The sequence below is a fragment of the Microcoleus sp. LAD1_D5 genome, assembly GCF_036702115.1.
GTDB lineage: Bacteria > Cyanobacteriota > Cyanobacteriia > Cyanobacteriales > Microcoleaceae > Microcoleus.
The window spans coordinates 95127-111847 of the sequence record NZ_JAUBSA010000013.1 but is presented as its reverse complement, the minus strand read 5'-3'; the positions used below and the strand labels follow the sequence as shown (position 1 = coordinate 111847).

The following is a 16721-nucleotide window of genomic DNA, read 5'->3' as shown; positions in this document are numbered from 1 at the left end:
TACACGTTGTCAACGCCGAACGCGAGTCAAAGTCTTTTGAGGTAAGGGTTTTAGGCTTATTCAGCAAGCCCTATTTAAAGGCACAACAGCTTACTATTGGACAAAAAAATATATTGCTAATCGACTGTTTACATCAATTGAAGAGCTAGAGTATTTATTACATCGCCTCTTAAATGAAGGAGAGTTGATTATTTTAAATGGGGACTAAAAATCACAAACCATGGTAATTTTTGTATCACAGTTTAAATGCACAACAGCTTATCCAACCAATCCTTCTATTTTGGTTGATTTATCCTTGGTTATAAATATTCCCTAATCCTAATTTATTGCTTGGGTTGAACGATTTAATTGATACAATAAATCAACTCCAACTCTTTTATTTTTATGTTTGAGTTAGCTTATTTCTTACTTCTTTAATCCGAAGAGTGACAGAAGAGGGATATCAAGGTTTGGATCACGGGCTGACAGTGGCATTTTTTTTGCGGAGTGGTATAACTACTCGGAATCCACAAATATTGCAATTCGTCAAGCGCTGGTGGGAGAGGGTAAATTAGTGTTGGGTAGAGAAAAATCTCCAGGAAGTATCGAAGTGCCTGTGCCATTCGGCTTGCCAGCAGCAGGGTCGGGCTGGTAAAGTTGGATACGATCGCGCCCAAGTCGTTTAGCTTGATACAGGGCTTGGTCGGCTGCGGCAATCAGAATTTCGGCTCCCGATTCAGATCCAGGAACAATACTCGCTACGCCCAGACTGACAGTGACGTACTCGCTCACCTGAGAACCAGCGTGAGGAAGCTGCAAAGCAGCGATTGTGAGCTGTATGTGTTCGGCTACCTGCACAGCGCCTTGAATCGCAGTATTTGGCAAAATAACGGCAAATTCTTCGCCTCCGTAGCGAGCTACTAAATCGGCGGGGCGATTGACTGCATTGCCGATCGCCCCGGCGACTTGTCGCAAACATTCGTCTCCGCCTTGATGCCCGTAAGTATCGTTGTAACTTTTAAAAGAATCAATATCGCACAGAATTAGGGACATGGGCGTTTGTTCCCGCGCTTGTCTGCGCCACTCCATTTCTAAATACTGATCGAACCGTCGGCGGTTTGCTAGCTGCGTGAGTGCGTCCGAAGTAGCCAAGCGCTCTAACTTGAGGTTGGCGGCTTGCAACTGCTGGTATAGTTCTGCTTGCTTGATGGCGATCGCCAACTGGGTGGCCAGAGAAGACAGCAACTCTACTTCCAACTGCATCCACTGCCGGGGACTGCACTGGTGGGCCATCAGTAGCCCCCACAACTCGTCTCCTTGCACTAAAGGCACTACCAAATAAGCTCTCACCGCGAATTGTGCGAGCAAGTCAATTTGATATTGCGGCAAATCGGCGGCCAAGATATCGGCAATCGGTCGGATCGCTCGATGTTGGTACGCTTCGAGATAGAACTGGTCAAAACAGAAATTTTCCAGGGTTTCCCCCAACATCGGCTGGCAGTTGGGAGCTACAGATTCCACTGTCACCGCCCCCGTCGCCGGGCCCGCACAGAGACTGCCGGTACAGGGGTTAAAGCGGACGATCATCACTCGATCGGCCTGAAGGAACTGACGCACTTCTGTCACTGTCGTGCTGAGCACTTCGCCCAAATCCAGAGACTGGCGGATGTGCTGAGTAATCGTCGCCATCAGCAGTTCTCGTTCGTTCTGCTGCCGCAGCGCCTCTTCTGCCCGCTTGTACTCGGTGATATCTTGAGCGGTGCCGAAAATTTGTTTGGGGCAGCCGTCGGCTGTGCGGGCGAAAACTTGGTCGCGACAGCGAAACCAGCGCCATTCGCCCGATCGATGTTGGAGCCGATACTCCAACTCCAAAATATGCCCGTCTTGGGCCGAGGGAAATTGTTGCTGGTGGGCTTTGAGCCTCGGCAAATCTTCTGGGTACACCAAACTGGAGTACAAAGCAGTTTGCATCTGTAAAATTTCGTAGGGAGTGTAGCCCAGCAATTTAGAAGCTTGACCGTTGACGTAAACGTTTCGCTGTTCTGTCAAATCGTAAATGTACAGTAAATAAGGCGCCGCGTCAGCAATTTGCTGGATGAAATGCTGGCTTGATCGCAATTCTTCCTCCACCCGCTGACGCACTTGCACTTCTTCCAAAGCTTGATCTCGCATTGTGCGGTAGGCTTGGATGCGATGGGTGAGGTCGGTCACGTCTTGAATCACCAGCAGCGCATAGAACGATGGGGAATTGACCCCCGGCCATATTGATGACGAAACTGAGGGTGCAGATTCCCTAGACAAAAAAGCACTTCTTGGTGATCCGACTCCGACAGTACCGTCTGATTCCAACTCAAGAGTCTGGAGAACCCAGTCTCTCATCTCCTGTTCTTCTATGCCCGCCTCCATGGCCGACACAGCAGTCACAGTAGTTTGCTGAATTCGCTGCTGGCCGTCTTGCCAAGTTGCCGGAATCAGGTGTTTGTGAATTTGAGAAGAAAAAATTGTTGGCGGGCCTCCTGCAAAGATTTGCTTGAAGCGAGTGGCGTACTTTAACTGACTCAGGTGAGGAAAATGGGTTGTGATCTTTGTTCCCAATATTTGGCTGCGGGGAATTTTAGTCCACTCTTCCAGACAAGTGTTCCAAAACAGCACTACAAAATCATCTTGCAGCAAGCAGGCGCCGACTGGTACGCTGTCGAGAACCCCAAATTTTTCCTTAATACTTTTGCTCTCCTCAATCATAGACCCCCGGCAAGTTGATTGATAGCAGTCAACAAGGTGTCAAAGGAATTAACATTGAAAATAAGAATGATATCTCCTTCAATGTGAAGCCTTTCTATCATGAAACTGGTCTGGGCTAATAAAACAACTGTATCAGTAGCTAAACCGCCAGATATCAGTAAACTAGAAATCGTCCCTTCGCTATAAGTGGGAATGGAGTAGTTCAGGCGCTGCTGAAGTACGTTGCTGATTGCACCCATGACCCCATTAATTACAATATTTCCCACTTCACTCAGCGTACCAATTTTGACTGAATCGAGATCGTGAGTTCCAACTTCTTCTCCTGTGAGCATCGTCACCAGCAGGGCAGCGCTGTTGGTGGGAAAGACTAGCTGGGCAATGCCTCCAAAGGAGCCTGTGAATTTGAGCTGGACGGCGGCGATTTGCTCGCCGTTGAGGTGCTGCTCTAATTCTTCCTCTACGTCGGTGGGAGTCAGGATTTGAAGGTAGGGGATTTGCAAGCGAATCGGGGAGTCGATCATGTCGTTCAAAACCCCTGCGGCTTGACCTATCCCGATGTTGACGAGTTCCTGCAAAGCATCGAGCTGTCGAGTGCTTAATTTCATTGGGTACTCTCCTCGCTGACACTGAGAGCTTTTTTGATCCATCCGATCAGTTCGTCTGAGTTGGGCATTTTGTGAATGACTGCCACGGCTCCGAGTTCCATGCACTCGGAGCGGGTGCTTGCTTGGATGTCTGCGGTAATTACGATAACTGGAATTTTATATCCTCGATCGCGCATGGCTTGCAGGACTTCCCGACCTTCCATTTCCGGCATCAGCAGATCTAAGAGCATACAGTTTGGAGTTTTAGTGCCGAGCAGTTCTAGAGCTTCAGGGCCGCTGGATGCTTCCCAAGTCTCGTATCCTTCTGCTCGGAGAATTTTGCAGATTACCCTGCGAGTCAACCACGAATCTTCGACAACGAGAATTGATGTCACTACGTTCTCCTCCTTCTATTGTTAGGACTGACCGGTATTGCAGGTACTGCTTTTATCTTGACATTAATTTAAAGTGCTGGGACGGTGTGCGATCGAGCTTGACTCGGAATTCCTGTTCTTAAAAACTAACGCATTAATGTGTTGGATAGTTTAGTATCTTGGACTATGTGAAGAAAAAACCTGGTTTCTGAATGAAACCAGGTTGGCGGGATCTTTATTGCTCCTAACATCGGGGCTCAATTATAGATTACCAAACGCTTCCGGAGGGACTCTACTCGCTGTTTGGCAGTGGCATTGTCTGGATCGCAGGCGAGAGCTTGTTCGTACATTTCCAAGGCTTGAGCTGTTAATTTTTTGCGCTCGTAGGCGTGACCCAGATTGTTGAGAGATGTAACGTATTCTGGCTGCAACTTCAGGGCTTCTTTGTAGTGGCGGATTGCGATGTCGTATTGTTCTTGGCCGAAGTGTGCAAAACCGAGGGCGTTGTAAATAACGGCTTGATTTTCTTCGCCTTCTAAGTCTTTGGCTTTCAGGGCTTTTTGAAACAGTACGATCGCCTGGGAATAAAGCTTTTTATCTAGATAGATACTTCCTAATTCGTAGTATTCCTGTGCTGTTCCTTTTTCTACTGTCAGCTTATTTTCTAAGCGTTCCAGAGACATTTCCAGCTTGCGAGTTTTAAGAATCTGGCGCACCACAAACCAGGAAGTGCTGCCGAGTATAGCGAGCAGGACTGACAGGTAAACAATGAGCAAATTACTATCCATGTTTTTCTTAAAATTAGGTAGGTCTGTGGAAGGTTTTATTTATTTTAAGGCGATAGCAATCTCTGATATCTGCCTCTGCAACTGTATAAAAAACAAGGAAATAGCGTTCGACTGACCCGATCGCGATTTCTGAAAAAGCAAGAGCCCAGAAGTAAGAACAAAGAAGGAAAGTTTGTCTCAACCTCCTAAATTTATCAGGAGTTTTCCTTCTCTGGCAGACTGTTAAATCTTTCTTACTTCTGCTTTCTGCCTTCTGAAAATCAAGCGAACTTTCAGCCTCCGGCTCGATTAGCCATTTCCACGACTTTACCGAATGTTGCGGGGTCAATGATCGCCATTTGTGCCAGCATTTTGCGGTTGATTTCGATGTTGGCTTTTTTCATGTTGCCGATCAGTCTGCTGTAGCTCGTGCCATGCTGGCGCGAGGCGGCATTGATCCGAGCAATCCACAGGCGACGGAAATCGCGTTTGCGTTTTTTGCGATCGCGATAACCGTTACGCAGGGCCTGCATCACCCGTTGGTTAGCTGTGCGGAACTGTTTCGACTGTGCGCCTCGGAAACCCTTGGCTAATTTGAGAATTTTTTTGCGGCGCGCTCTGGCGACATTACCGCGTTTTACCCGTGTCATCTTTAATTTCCGTTAAACTTTACAAGTATGGAAGCATTAACCGCACGTTAGCATCGTTGGTCTCGTCGATGACGACCAGCTTAGAGAGACGGCTTTTGCGAGCTGAACTTTTGTGCTGTAGCAAGTGGCTTTTGTAAGCTTTGCGGCGCACGATCTTACCGCTGCCGGTCGCTCTAAAGCGCTTTGCGGCTGCTTTGCGAGTTTTGAGTTTTGGCATGGACTGGTGTTATTTGGACACAAGCTTCAACCGTATCATATTTGTGGTACTTTCGGCAAGGGAGATTTGCGGCTTGGGGGCAGCGCTGTATTTGGGGCAATATACATGATGCGCGATCTGGTAATCTTACGGTTGTTTGCTACTGTTAACATCTAGTATAAAATGTTATACCGCAGTTGCGCTATCATTAATGGTTATCGGCAGAGTTAATATTTGAAAGCTGCTGGTGAGCCACGATAATTAAAGTGAAGATGCAACATTAATTAGTGGCTATGGCGCTTAGAGAGTCCCTTAAAAAAATCATGTTTGAATCTCCATTGGTCAGTAACGACAACATCAAAGGACATTCATTTGCTACTTATGTCAGAAATGTAGTGCCGAAATCAATAAGTGCTTAATTGGAATTACCAGAAATCTATAGCGTAAAAGCTTCAGCAGGTAATGGTTCTTGGGCTAAAGTTCCTTGGATAGCAATATTTAACAAGCTTGTAACTGACAATGTCCAGTCGGGGTTTTACTGTGTTTATTTTTTTCGCGCGGACTTCTCTGGCGTTTATCTTTCTCTCCATCAAGGAATAGCAGATAAGCTTGGTTCTGACAAGCTCAGGGAATTTTCTGAACCTCTCGATCTTCAGCTTGATTCTATCCCAAAGGCAACTACTTTATTTAGTATTAAACTCTCAATACAGGTCTGTCGGGATTTTCAGGATTGGGAATTAGACGCTGATTTTTGCAATTTACTAGCAAATCTAAAGTTTCTAACACAGTTTGACCGATTAGCACCATATCGCCTAAAACCCTTGCCGCCTCAATCGTTTCGCGCCCTTCTATTTCAATGATAATAGCCCCAGTCAATCCTACTGTTTCTTGTCTGCCATCAGCATATTTTGCTATTTCCTGACTCCTAATTCTTAAACCCAGGTGCTCGCAGACTTCTACAGGAATAGCTGTGCGTATTGCACCAGTATCTATGAGTGCTTCTGCTTCGTACACACGCAACAGATTTGGATTGAGCACTCCTCTCTTGACTAACTCTTCATCAATGGCATTCGTTAGCTTGACTTTGACTCGCACTGCACCCATATTTTTGCTGGCTTGAGTTAGATTGCGATCGAGATTTATCATATCGCCTCTTTTCGTCTAGAAAATCTACCTTTGATTCTAGCCACAATTTATGGTAGTAAGGTTCGCAGTGCACACCGTACAAGTAGAGTTTGTACGTAAGTCTTACAGCGTATTATAGGTTTAGGAAGTGCAGTAGGGACAAAGGCTTTCGCCGTGTCCCTACGGGGATCTATGACTCTTGTGGGGTTGGCATCCTGGCAGCCCTAAACATACAAGTTAAATGCACAAAAGCTTACTCATCTTCTGCATAGATAAACCGATACAATTCGCTAGGATCTGGCTCAGCGCTTTTCTCAGCAAAATCGACTGCATCATCAATTACTGCTTGAATTTTATTATCGATCTCTTTCAATTCTTCAGCAGTTGCCAAAGTTCGATCGATCAAATCAGCAGCCAACTTCTTAATTGGATCGCGGGGGAACCAATATTCCTTCTCTTCCTTAGAACGCAATTCATCAGGATCGGCCAAAGAATGGCCGCGAAAGCGATAAGTCAAAGCCTCAATCAAAGTCGGTCCCTCGCCGGCTCGCGCCCGCGCCACAGCTTCCTTCGCCACTTCCCGCACCGCCAAAACATCCATCCCGTCAACCTCAAAACCAGCCATGCCAAAAGCATGAGCTTTTTTGTAAATCAGCGGATCAGAAGTAGCTCGCTCGTGGGCCATTCCGATCGCCCATTTGTTGTTTTCCACAACATAAATAATCGGCAACTTCCACAAAGCCGCCATATTCAAACACTCAAAAAACTGCCCGTTATTTGCGGCACCATCGCCAAAAAAACAAGCAGTCACGCCATCGGAACTCTCATCCCCCAAAGCTTCGCGGCGGTACTTCGATTGAAAAGCCGCCCCCGTAGCTACAGGAATCCCCTCAGCCACAAAAGCATAACCTCCCAACAGTCGGTGTTCGGCCGAAAACATATGCATCGAACCGCCGCGGCCCTTCGAGCAACCAGTTTCCTTCCCGAACAACTCCGCCATTACCTCCCGCGCCGGCACGCCCGCGCTCAAAGCGTGAACGTGATCGCGGTAGGTGCTGCTGACGTAATCGGTGTCATCCCGGCGCATCGCTCGAATCACGCCAGTAGAGACAGCTTCCTGACCGTTGTACAAGTGGACAAAACCAAACATTTTGCCCCGGTAGTACATCTCAGCACACTTGTCCTCAAAATAGCGCCCCAAGACCATATCCTCGTAGAGCATTAAGCCCTCATCCCGAGAAATGGTTACGCTTTGCGCGTCAAAAACTGGTAAAGTCCGTTCCTGAACCATAAATAATTAATACCCGACGATCGGCTTCCTTGACATCTAAATTTAAACCGAGATGGGACACAACCGCAGCAGAAAACGATCGCACCTTTTCTGTGCAGCACTTCACCAATTGTTAAAATGAGTTTGGCCCTCGGGGCGGATTGCCGGGACTCGGAGAACCAACTCCCATCTAAACCCCATGCACACGAATGATATAATTCCATTACTCTCAAACCCGAAAATGCTCAAGAGTCAAACCACTCATTTAGCTGACGGGCAGTGAGCCTTTGCATTTTCCTCACTGTAAAACGCCCTAGAGGGAAAAAAATCAGAGTATCTCTACGGCAAGTCCAACATACCGTGAATGGGGCGGTTGGAAGCCAACACCAGAATTTTTGATTTGGTTTGCGGGAGTATGTCACTTAAGATAGGCTAATTCAGTTGCTAGCGCTTTGGGGAAGTGGACAGTTCTTTAACTTATGTTAATTCCACTAGATTACTACCGGATTTTGGGTCTACCGATTCAAGCTACTGCCGAACAGTTGCAGCAGGCTCACCGCGATCGAACTTTACAGCTTCCGCGCAGGGAGTATTCCGAAGTTGCGATTGTCGCCCGCAAACAACTGCTCGATGAAGCCTGCGCCGTTCTGTCAGACTCAGAGGGGCGCAAAGCTTACGATGCCAGTTTTTTAGCCAAAACTTACGATCGAGAGTCGGAAGCCGCACAGGAAGCCAAGCACCAGAGGTCAAAAACCTCAGCAGGCACGGACACATTCCTGCAAGACGCAGGAGAAACCGCTCCGGCAGAGTCCAAGGCTTTAGAGGCAGCTCCCGACCCCCACACTCCAAGTATTGAAATCGATGACAACCAATTCGTAGGAGCCCTGCTCATACTGCAAGAACTGGGAGAATACGAACTCGTACAGAAGCTGGGTCGCCCGTATCTTAACAATGGCAGCATCGCGATCGCAGAAGGTCGTTTCGGCGACAAAGAGCTCGTGAGGCCAGATATAGTTTTAACCGTCAGCCTTGCCTGTCTAGAACTCGGCCGCGAACAGTGGCAGCAAGGTCAGTACGAAAATGCCGCAAAATCATTAGAAGCAGGTCAAGAATTGCTGCTGCGCGAAAGCCTATTTGCAAGCGTGAGGGGTGAAATGCAAGCCGACATATACAAACTCCGTCCGTACAACATTTTAGAGCTATTATCACTCCCCGAAGAAAAAGTCGATGAGCGTCGCCGGGGACTGCAAATCCTGCGAGAAATGCTTCAAGAACGAGGCGGTATCGACGGTTCGGGAGACGATCGATCGGGTTTAGGAATAGAAGACTTCCTCCGGTTCGTGCAGCAAATGCGTAAACACCTAACCAGCAGCGAGCAGCAGGCGCTATTTGAAGCCGAAGCCGGCCGCCCCTCCGCAGTCGCCACTTACCTCTCGGTCTACACCCTGTTAGCCCAAGGATTTGCCGCCAGACAGCCATCGATGATCCGTCGCGCCAAGCTGATGCTGATGCAGCTCGGTCGCCGCCAAGACGTTCACCTGGAAAAAGCCGTCTGTTCCCTGCTGCTGGGCCAGACAGAAGAAGCCAGCCGCTCCCTCGAACTCAGTTCGGAAAAAGAACCCCTGGCCTTCATTCGCGAACATTCCCAAGATTCTCCCGACTTGTTGCCCGGACTTTGCTTGTACGCCGAACATTGGCTACAAGAAGAAGTGTTTCCCCACTTCCGCGACTTGGCCAACGAGTCAGTGTCCTTGAAAGACTACTTTGCCGACCCGAAAGTACAAGCTTACCTAGAAGCTTTGCCACAGGACGCAGAAACCGCCAACGAATGGGTCGTCGTACAGCCCCGCTCCGGCAAGCCCCCAGGGCGGCTGCAACCGACCGCAGGCCGATCGCCCGCTGCCATACCCGCACAGCCACCCACAGCGAAGCAGGGAGCCAGTACCGTCACCTTGACCCCCGTACCGGGCGACGCTTCCACCGCAGCCTCGAACGCGAAATCTCAGGCAACTGTGGCTGCGCCGAGCCCCGCTGCTGCCGCCGTCTCTCTCCCGATAGCTACCGTGCCACACCCCGCAGACTCGACTTCCAAACAACGCAGACGCCAACATTCAGGGCGCAGCGGAGCAAGCGGCAATGGGCTAAAGGGCGATTTTGCCGATCGGGCGCGCACCAAGGCAGCAGAAATTACCGCCCAAGTCAAGTCCATGCCTCCAAACAGGCTGGCTTTGTTTCTAGTCGCAGGTGTCCTGAGCCTGTTATTCCTGTGGTTAATACTCAGTCTGTTGGCTAGCGCGATGCAAGCCCTATCGGGCCCATCCCTCCAAGGAGAGCAAGCCCTCGTCCGTTTGGAAGAACCGCCCGTAGAAATCCCTGCCTTGGCCGCGGCCCCGGAGCCGAGCGCTGCAGGCGCAGTGTCGGGAGAAATCACGGAGGCATCAGCCGAACAAATAGTTCAAAGCTGGCTGTCGGCGAAAGCAGCGGCTTTGGGCCCTAACCACGCTGTCGAAGAATTAAAGCAAGTTCTGACAGAACCGGCTTTGTCTCGCTGGCAATTGATGGCAGAAGCTCAACAGCGAAACAACGCGCACCAGCGTTATGTACACAAGCTGCAAGTTAATGGAGTTAACACGAATCCGACTAATCCCGATCGCGCTCAAGTAGAAGCCCAAGTCGCGGAAAAAGCCGAAGTGTTCGATCGTGCTCAGCTCGTTTCTTCGCGCAATGAAAACCTGCGGGTGCGCTACGACTTGATCCGCCAAGAGGGACAGTGGCGGATTATGGATTGGCAAGTGATTAAGTAAGGAATTGGTAATTAGTAATTGGTAATTGGTAATTTCTGCTTGCTATTTGCTAATTACCAATTTCTGATTATTAGTTAAATTTTTAATTCCAAAAGCGGGAGTTGTGAATTGCAGATTATTGTTGAAGGCTGGCGTTTTATTTATCATTCCTATTGCGTAGCCAATCAATTTCAACTGCTGGAAATGCTCGATCGCCCGCGAGGACAAATTGAGCTTTTCCACCGCGATATGCCCTACATTGACGCAGCTTGGGAGACGAAAATTAGTTTGTTCGATCGCCCAAATGAAACATTACTTCGCAGCATTAAGAACCCTGCGGTAAATCAGTCAGCCGATGTTACCCTGCGAATGTACTGCCCGTGGGACTTCTCGGCCTCCACCAGCGCTCAAACTTGGGTATTTGCAGCCACAGAATGGGGGATTATTACCAGTTCAGTATTACAGGCGATGGGTGTTAAGTCGATCGCCCAAACCCCCGTTAATTCAGAAACGAAAATTATTACACCTTCAGCTTGGTCAAAAGCCGGCTTAATTCGCAGCGGAGTTGAGGCAGATCGCATTGCCGTCGTACCTTTGGGTGTCGATCCTAAGATTTATTATCCTGCTGCGGGTGATCGGCGTCAATCGCTGCGCCAAAGCTTCGGCTGGTCAAACTATTTTATATTTTTAAATATCGGAGGACAAACCGATCGCAAAGGTATTCGCCCTTTATTAAAAGCCTTCGCTGCGGTAGTTGACAAATATCCCCATGCGAGATTAGTTTTAAAAGGTTCTGAACTGCTTTATCCGTCTAGAGACGAGATTGCGGAAGCCTGCCGAGTTGTGCTCAACGATGCCGAAAGAGCGAGGGTTTTACCGAGATTAATTTATACTGGTAGCCAGCTATCTTTTGCTCAAATAGCTGAGTTTTACCAAGCAGCAGATGTTTATGTTTCTCCCTATTTGGCAGAAGGTTTTAATCTGCCGGTGTTGGAAGCTGTGGCTTGCGGTTTGCCGATTATTTGCACTGCGGGCGGCCCTACCGATGATTTTACGCGATCGAACTTTGCACTGCGGATTGAGAGTAAATTTACGGCTGTGGTGAGTGACGGGGAAACCTTATTTATCTTAGCTCCTGAGTGGGAACATTTGACTGATTTGATGCAAGGGGCGATCGAACAGCCTGGATTGGCTGCGACAGCGAGGGTTGCGGGCCCGGCTTTTGTGGCTGAAAATTTTACTTGGAGGCGCGTAGTCGATCGATTGCTTGAGGTTATGGGAGGAGATAAAAAGAGAGAGGAGAGGTCTATTTTTGAGCCAATAATTTTGTAGTTTGGGCGTTTCAAGCCCTCGATGGGGAAATAGGTTTTTTCCGGCCAGTGGTGGCTTTGTCGCAACCAAGTAGCGGGGCAAAGTTTCAATCCCTGATAGGGTTTTAGGTTTTTTCCGGCGAGGGAGACGACAATTCCCTTCACTATTCCCTACCTGTTTCAATCCCTGATAGGGTTTTAGGTTTTTTCCGGCTAAAATAGCCTCTGGTCTTTCCCCAGTGTACCAAGCGTTTCAATCCCTGATAGGGTTTTAGGTTTTTTCCGGCACTCTATCAATTCAGTGGCAACTTACCCGGTAAGGTTTCAATCCCTGATAGGGTTTTAGGTTTTTTCCGGCCTATTTTGCTAGCACCGGGTGCGGCGGATATCCCTCTGTTTCAATCCCTGATAGGGTTTTAGGTTTTTTCCGGCCGAGCGCACTTCCTCACCGTGTACCAATCGCAGGTTTCAATCCCTGATAGGGTTTTAGGTTTCTTCCGGCGTTTTCAGATATGGGTGTTGCTGAAACTGTTGGTGTTTCAATCCCTGATAGGGTTTTAGGTTTTTTCCGGCATCGCCAAGAAATATGGCCGCTTCATCAAGCAAATTTCAATCCCTGATAGGGTTTTAGGTTTTTTCCGGCGCGATCATCGGCGAATCGGTGTTGCCCCCGCGAATGTGGTTTTAATCCCTGATAGGGTTTTAGGTTTTTTCCGGCGAGTTCGCAAGCAAGCGAATTACGGTCGAGAAAAGCTGGTTTCAATCCCTGATAGGGTTTTAGGTTTTTTTGGGCCGAATCACAGACGCTTTTAGCTCGGTTTGGTATGAGTTTCAATCCCTGATAGGGTTTTAGGTTTTTTTGGGCTATTTAAAATCTCGTTGTACTTTTCTGCGAACTCTGGTTTCAATCCCTGATAGGGTTTTAGGTTTTTTTGGGCGACTTCGGAGGGGTAGAGGTAATCCCACTGGCTCGCAGTTTCAATCCCTGATAGGGTTTTAGGTTTTTTTGGGCTTTGGAGCAATAGCGGCATTCATCGGCGGCCATCGGGTGGTTTCAATCCCTGATAGGGTTTTAGGTTTTTTTGGGCTCATCATCAACGCTGGACTTTTTGCTCAACTGATGTTTCAATCCCTGATAGGGTTTTAGGTTTTTTTGGGCGTTTAAGCTCAATGGTTCCTCTTTTCCGTTCGCCATGTTTCAATCCCTGATAGGGTTTTAGGTTTTTTTGGGCGCGGATTCCTGCAGGTCACGACTTCAACGTCGCGCCCGATGTTTCAATCCCTGATAGGGTTTTAGGTTTTTTTGGGCACCACAAAAACTATGTGCATTCAAACTCGGATCGGTTTCAATCCCTGATAGGGTTTTAGGTTTTTTTGGGCTTAAGAAACGCTGCCGATATGGAGAATTCTTGGAGTTTCAATCCATGATAGGGTTTTAGGTTTTTTTGGGCGAGAGAATCTTACACAGTATGTGGAATAATGCCAGTTTCAATCCATGATAGGGTTTTAGGTTTTTTTGGGCCTCCAAGCGAGTAAAGCACCACTGCCAAAGTGCTTTGCGTTTCAATCCCTGATAGGGTTTTAGGTTTTTTTGGGCTTTAACGCACTTGCTCAGGTAGTCGTAAACAGCAACAAAGTTTCAATCCCTGATAGGGTTTTAGGTTTTTTTGGGCGTTACAACAAGCGGAGTTGGTCGGGGACAGTACGAGTTTCAATCCCTGATAGGGTTTTAGGTTTTTTTGGGCTTGCTTGTCTCTCCTCCGAAATCACAATCAAAAGTTTCAATCCCTGATAGGGTTTTAGGTTTTTTTGGGCGGGAACCCACCTGGGTGAATTTACTGTTTTTTGTAGTTTCAATCCCTGATAGGGTTTTAGGTTTTTTTGGGATCAAATGATGGGTTTACCTTAAGGAGGGAAAATGTTTCAATCCCTGATAGGGTTTTAGGTTTTTTTGGGTTTCAAGCGCCCGGTGCATAAAGAAGCAATTCCGTTTCAATCCCTGATAGGGTTTTAGGTTTTTTTGGGCCTTTGTTGATTTAACAATAAAGTATGTATATTATAGTTTCAATCCCTGATAGGGTTTTAGGTTTTTTTGGGCCGCCCGTTCCAGAAGCCAGGGTGTATTTAGTTTTCAAGGTGCAGTTGCGTCAGTCAACAACAAAAGTACCATTGCAGCCTTCGGCTTGTCAATACCAGATTTTCCATACTCCCTGCAAAACCTTATCCTGTAGAGCTTACAGACTTTCCGTCAATCGTTTTTTCAGAATATGGGCATCAAACTATTGCTGCACATGAGTTTGAGCCGAAAAATTTGATACCCCGATTTTAACACCTACCCATTCACGGAAACTCAGCAAAAAATATTTTGCGCTCAACGGGCTCTATCCCACCAATACCTTCGATCTTAGCCTGACAGCAAACGCACAGCGGAAAAAACAAAATACTGTCTTCCTTGGGTTGGATGACTTTCTTTGGCGTGGCGATCGTAACTTAGACTTGAGTCCTAGCCTGCATCAATCTCCTCAACTGGTTGCAGGACTTTGTTCGCTTATCCTCTCTGATTGCTTCAAGCGCCCACTTGAGCATCAATCTCCTCAACTGGTTGCATGACTTTGTTCGGCATGGCGATCGTAACTTACCATACTCAGTCTCACTTAACTCACCACACTCAAACACACTCTACTACATCCACTGCCCATAAAGGGAAGCTCAAGGAAAAACCAATAACCTACCGCAATATAGCCATAAAAAACTACTTAAAATTAGCTAAAAAACCACAACGCTTCCGCCAACCAGAAAGCAAATAGATTAAAAAAAAACTCCGATATATCAAAAAAAGATTAGCTCATATTGAACAGCTAATCGAGTTAGACGCTTATCTAGAAAATCTCCCCAAAAAGCCAGACAAAAGCTTCCCAATCGTAGCCTTATCAAAATCTATGCTTTAGCAAATCACAGATAACAAGTTATATTTTACCGGGATTGAATCCCCAATTAATTGCTAGGAGTGATTTGCCCCGACTTATTCAGCAAAACCAAAACCTTCAATAAATAGCGAATTTTAACCTGCCAGATTTGCAGTATTTGCGCTTCCCAGTTCCGAAAAATATTATTGGCAAATTGCATACAAAATCCCCAAATTAACTTAAAATCAGTAGAGTGGCATTTACCTTAAAACTCCCGATGACAAAAGCCGAAATTAGCACCAAAAACATCACAGTTCCTAACGGGGATTTGCAAATAGCTGCATACCTAGCCCAGCCAGCCTCCCCAGGGCAATTTCCCGCAGTTATCGTGATTCAAGAAATCTTTGGCGTCAACTCGCACATCCGCGAAGTTACTGAAAGAATAGCAAAAGAAGGATATGTGGCGATCGCCCCAGCCATTTACCAGCGTCAAGCCCCCGGCTTTGAAACCGGCTACACACCCGAAGCCATCCAAATCGGCAGAGAATACAAAGAAAAAACCACAGCTTCCGAACTTCTGGGCGATATCCAAGCCACCATCGATTACCTCAAAACTCTAGCCTCTGTCAAACAAGAAGGTTTTGGCTGCATTGGTTTCTGCTTTGGAGGACACGTCGCCTACCTTGCCGCTACTTTGCCCGAAATCAAGGCTACAGCGTCGTTCTACGGCGCCGGTATCGCCACCCAAACCCCCGGCGGCGGAACCCCCACGATCGCCCGCACAGCAGACATTAAAGGCACTCTCTACGCCTTTTTTGGCACCCAAGACCCCAGCATTCCCTTAGAACAAGTTGACCAAATCGCCGCAGAATTGCAAAAACACAGTATTTCTCACCAAATTTTCCGCTACAATGCCGATCACGGCTTCTTCTGCGACCACCGCGGCAGTTACGACGCTACGGCAGCAGCCGACTCGTGGATGCAGGTGAAGCAGCTATTTCATCAGCAACTTCAACCAGCTTAGAGAGTGGGAGATGGGGAGATAGGGAGATGGGGAGAGTGGGAAAATTTTTTCTACTGACGACTGCCAACTAAATTACTGACAACTGACAACTAAACTGACATGAATTCCAAATCTACAGGTTCTCAAAGCGCAAAAGCATCCTTTTCAATGGATGATTTTGCTAAAGCCCTCGAACAGCACAATTACGAATTCCAGAAAGGACAAGTAGTGCGCGGCAAAGTGTTCGAGTACGACTCAAACGGCGCGTATGTTGATATCGGCGGCAAGTCTTCGGCTTTTTTGCCGATCGAAGAGGCTGCTTTGAGAACAGTAACGGATTTGTCGGAAGTGGTTCCGCTGGACGAGGAACGGGACTTTTTGATTATCCGCGAACAAGATGCAGATGGCCAAGTTACCTTGTCCCTGCGGCAGTTACAAATTCAGCAAGCTTGGGAAGATTTAGTTGAATTGCAAGAAACCGGTAAAGTTCTTCAGGTGCGGGTTTCTGGGGCGAATAAGGGCGGCGTGACTGTAGATGTTCAGGGAATGCGCGGTTTTATTCCCCGATCGCACTTAGTGGACCGCGATAACCTAGAATCGCTGATCGGTCAATCTTTGAGCGTTAATTTTTTGGAGGTCGATCGCGAACGGGAAAAACTCGTACTTTCCCAGCGGATGGCCACTCAATCGAATGCTTTCAAGGACTTGCAAATTGGTCAGTTGGTCGAAGGAAAAGTCAGCAGCATCAAGCCTTTTGGCGTGTTTGTGGACTTGGAAGGAGTTAGCGGTTTGCTGCACATCAAGCAAGTTAGCCAAAAATATATTGATAACCTTGGAAAGGTGTTTGCTCCCGGTCAACCCCTGAAAGCGATCGTGGTTGACCTCGATGAAAGTCGTGGCCGGATTTCGCTTTCTACTCGGGTACTAGAAAATTACCCAGGGGAAATGGTGGATAAAATGGCGGATGTTATGGATACCGCAGAAGAGCGATCGGAACGTGCTCGAAAGACTCTTTCTTAAGTCTTGACGTAA

The 16721-nt window shown here is 47.6% G+C and carries 14 protein-coding genes, 3 pseudogenes and 1 CRISPR repeat array; of the genes and pseudogenes, 7 read left to right on the top strand and 10 right to left on the bottom strand.

Annotated features, from left to right (window positions below):
• Positions 1-103: 103 nt before the first annotated feature.
• Both QUA70_RS28570 and QUA70_RS08940 read left to right on the top strand, forming a co-directional pair.
• Positions 104-246 (top strand): annotated as a pseudogene (locus tag QUA70_RS28570) (IS630 family transposase); the annotation flags it as partial.
• Positions 246-392 (top strand): annotated as a pseudogene (locus QUA70_RS08940) (IS701 family transposase); the annotation flags it as partial. The pseudogenes QUA70_RS28570 and QUA70_RS08940, both read left to right, overlap by 1 nt.
• A gap of 133 nt (positions 393-525) precedes the next feature.
• On the opposite strand, the gene QUA70_RS08935 reads toward QUA70_RS08940, so the two are convergent.
• The 6 genes from QUA70_RS08935 to rpmI form a co-directional block, all read right to left on the bottom strand.
• Positions 526-2721 carry a diguanylate cyclase domain-containing protein gene (locus QUA70_RS08935; protein WP_333346186.1) on the bottom strand — a complete coding sequence of 732 codons (2196 nt, stop codon included), beginning with the start codon at positions 2719-2721 and terminating at the stop codon, positions 526-528.
• Positions 2718-3326, bottom strand: coding sequence for a chemotaxis protein CheC (locus QUA70_RS08930; RefSeq protein WP_333334693.1), 609 nt, complete (start codon positions 3324-3326; stop codon positions 2718-2720). Before QUA70_RS08930 ends, QUA70_RS08935 begins: the two co-directional genes overlap by 4 nt.
• Positions 3323-3700 (bottom strand): response regulator, encoded by a 378-nt coding sequence (locus tag QUA70_RS08925; RefSeq protein ID WP_333334695.1) that lies wholly within the window; start codon positions 3698-3700, stop codon positions 3323-3325. The genes QUA70_RS08930 and QUA70_RS08925 overlap by 4 nt, the downstream gene beginning before the upstream one ends.
• 236 nt (positions 3701-3936) lie before the next feature.
• Complete coding sequence (locus QUA70_RS08920; RefSeq protein WP_333334697.1) at positions 3937-4467, bottom strand: tetratricopeptide repeat protein; 531 nt, start codon at positions 4465-4467, stop codon at positions 3937-3939.
• Positions 4468-4739: 272 nt separating this feature from the next.
• Complete coding sequence (rplT, locus tag QUA70_RS08915) at positions 4740-5096, bottom strand: 50S ribosomal protein L20 (protein WP_190658174.1); 357 nt, start codon at positions 5094-5096, stop codon at positions 4740-4742.
• A 19-nt stretch (positions 5097-5115) separates the two neighbouring features.
• Positions 5116-5313 carry a 50S ribosomal protein L35 gene (gene rpmI, locus QUA70_RS08910; protein WP_006634164.1) on the bottom strand — a complete coding sequence of 66 codons (198 nt, stop codon included), beginning with the start codon at positions 5311-5313 and terminating at the stop codon, positions 5116-5118.
• A gap of 398 nt (positions 5314-5711) precedes the next feature.
• On the opposite strand from rpmI, the pseudogene QUA70_RS28565 reads away from it, so the two are divergent.
• Positions 5712-5888, top strand: a pseudogene (locus tag QUA70_RS28565) (MrcB family domain-containing protein); the annotation flags it as partial.
• Between the two features lie 97 nt (positions 5889-5985).
• Here the strand turns inward: QUA70_RS28565 and QUA70_RS08905 are convergent.
• The 3 genes from QUA70_RS08905 to QUA70_RS08895 all read right to left on the bottom strand — a co-directional run bounded on the left by QUA70_RS08905 (position 5986) and on the right by QUA70_RS08895 (position 7814).
• Positions 5986-6438, bottom strand: coding sequence for a clan AA aspartic protease (locus tag QUA70_RS08905; protein ID WP_333346189.1), 453 nt, complete (start codon positions 6436-6438; stop codon positions 5986-5988).
• A gap of 232 nt (positions 6439-6670) precedes the next feature.
• Positions 6671-7708 carry a pyruvate dehydrogenase (acetyl-transferring) E1 component subunit alpha gene (gene pdhA / locus QUA70_RS08900; protein WP_333326830.1) on the bottom strand — a complete coding sequence of 346 codons (1038 nt, stop codon included), beginning with the start codon at positions 7706-7708 and terminating at the stop codon, positions 6671-6673.
• Complete coding sequence (locus QUA70_RS08895) at positions 7677-7814, bottom strand: hypothetical protein (RefSeq protein ID WP_333326829.1); 138 nt, start codon at positions 7812-7814, stop codon at positions 7677-7679. The genes pdhA and QUA70_RS08895 overlap by 32 nt, the downstream gene beginning before the upstream one ends.
• 352 nt (positions 7815-8166) lie before the next feature.
• Here QUA70_RS08895 and QUA70_RS08890 point away from each other — a divergent pair, with 352 nt between their 5' ends.
• The gene (locus QUA70_RS08890; RefSeq protein WP_333326827.1) at positions 8167-10491 is read left to right on the top strand and encodes an IMS domain-containing protein; all 2325 of its coding nucleotides are present in this window, start codon (positions 8167-8169) and stop codon (positions 10489-10491) included.
• 108 nt (positions 10492-10599) lie between these two features.
• Positions 10600-11802, top strand: a complete 1203-nt coding sequence (locus tag QUA70_RS08885; RefSeq protein WP_333326825.1) for a glycosyltransferase family 4 protein — start codon at positions 10600-10602, stop codon at positions 11800-11802.
• A gap of 82 nt (positions 11803-11884) precedes the next feature.
• Positions 11885-13878: direct repeats of the CRISPR family, unit length 37 nt; unit sequence GTTTCAATCCCTGATAGGGTTTTAGGTTTTTTTGGGC.
• 896 nt (positions 13879-14774) lie between these two features.
• Here the strand turns inward: QUA70_RS08885 and QUA70_RS08880 are convergent.
• Positions 14775-14906 carry a hypothetical protein gene (locus tag QUA70_RS08880; protein ID WP_333326823.1) on the bottom strand — a complete coding sequence of 44 codons (132 nt, stop codon included), beginning with the start codon at positions 14904-14906 and terminating at the stop codon, positions 14775-14777.
• Between the two features lie 57 nt (positions 14907-14963).
• Between QUA70_RS08880 and QUA70_RS08875 the strand changes: the two genes are divergently transcribed.
• Together QUA70_RS08875 and QUA70_RS08870 are read left to right on the top strand one after the other, a co-directional pair.
• A complete protein-coding gene (locus tag QUA70_RS08875; RefSeq protein WP_333326821.1) occupies positions 14964-15710 on the top strand; it encodes a dienelactone hydrolase family protein in 747 nt (248 codons plus the stop codon).
• A gap of 99 nt (positions 15711-15809) precedes the next feature.
• Positions 15810-16709: a S1 RNA-binding domain-containing protein gene (locus tag QUA70_RS08870; RefSeq protein ID WP_333081864.1), complete on the top strand. Its 900-nt coding sequence runs from the start codon at positions 15810-15812 to the stop codon at positions 16707-16709.
• The last annotated feature ends 12 nt before the right edge of the window (positions 16710-16721 follow it).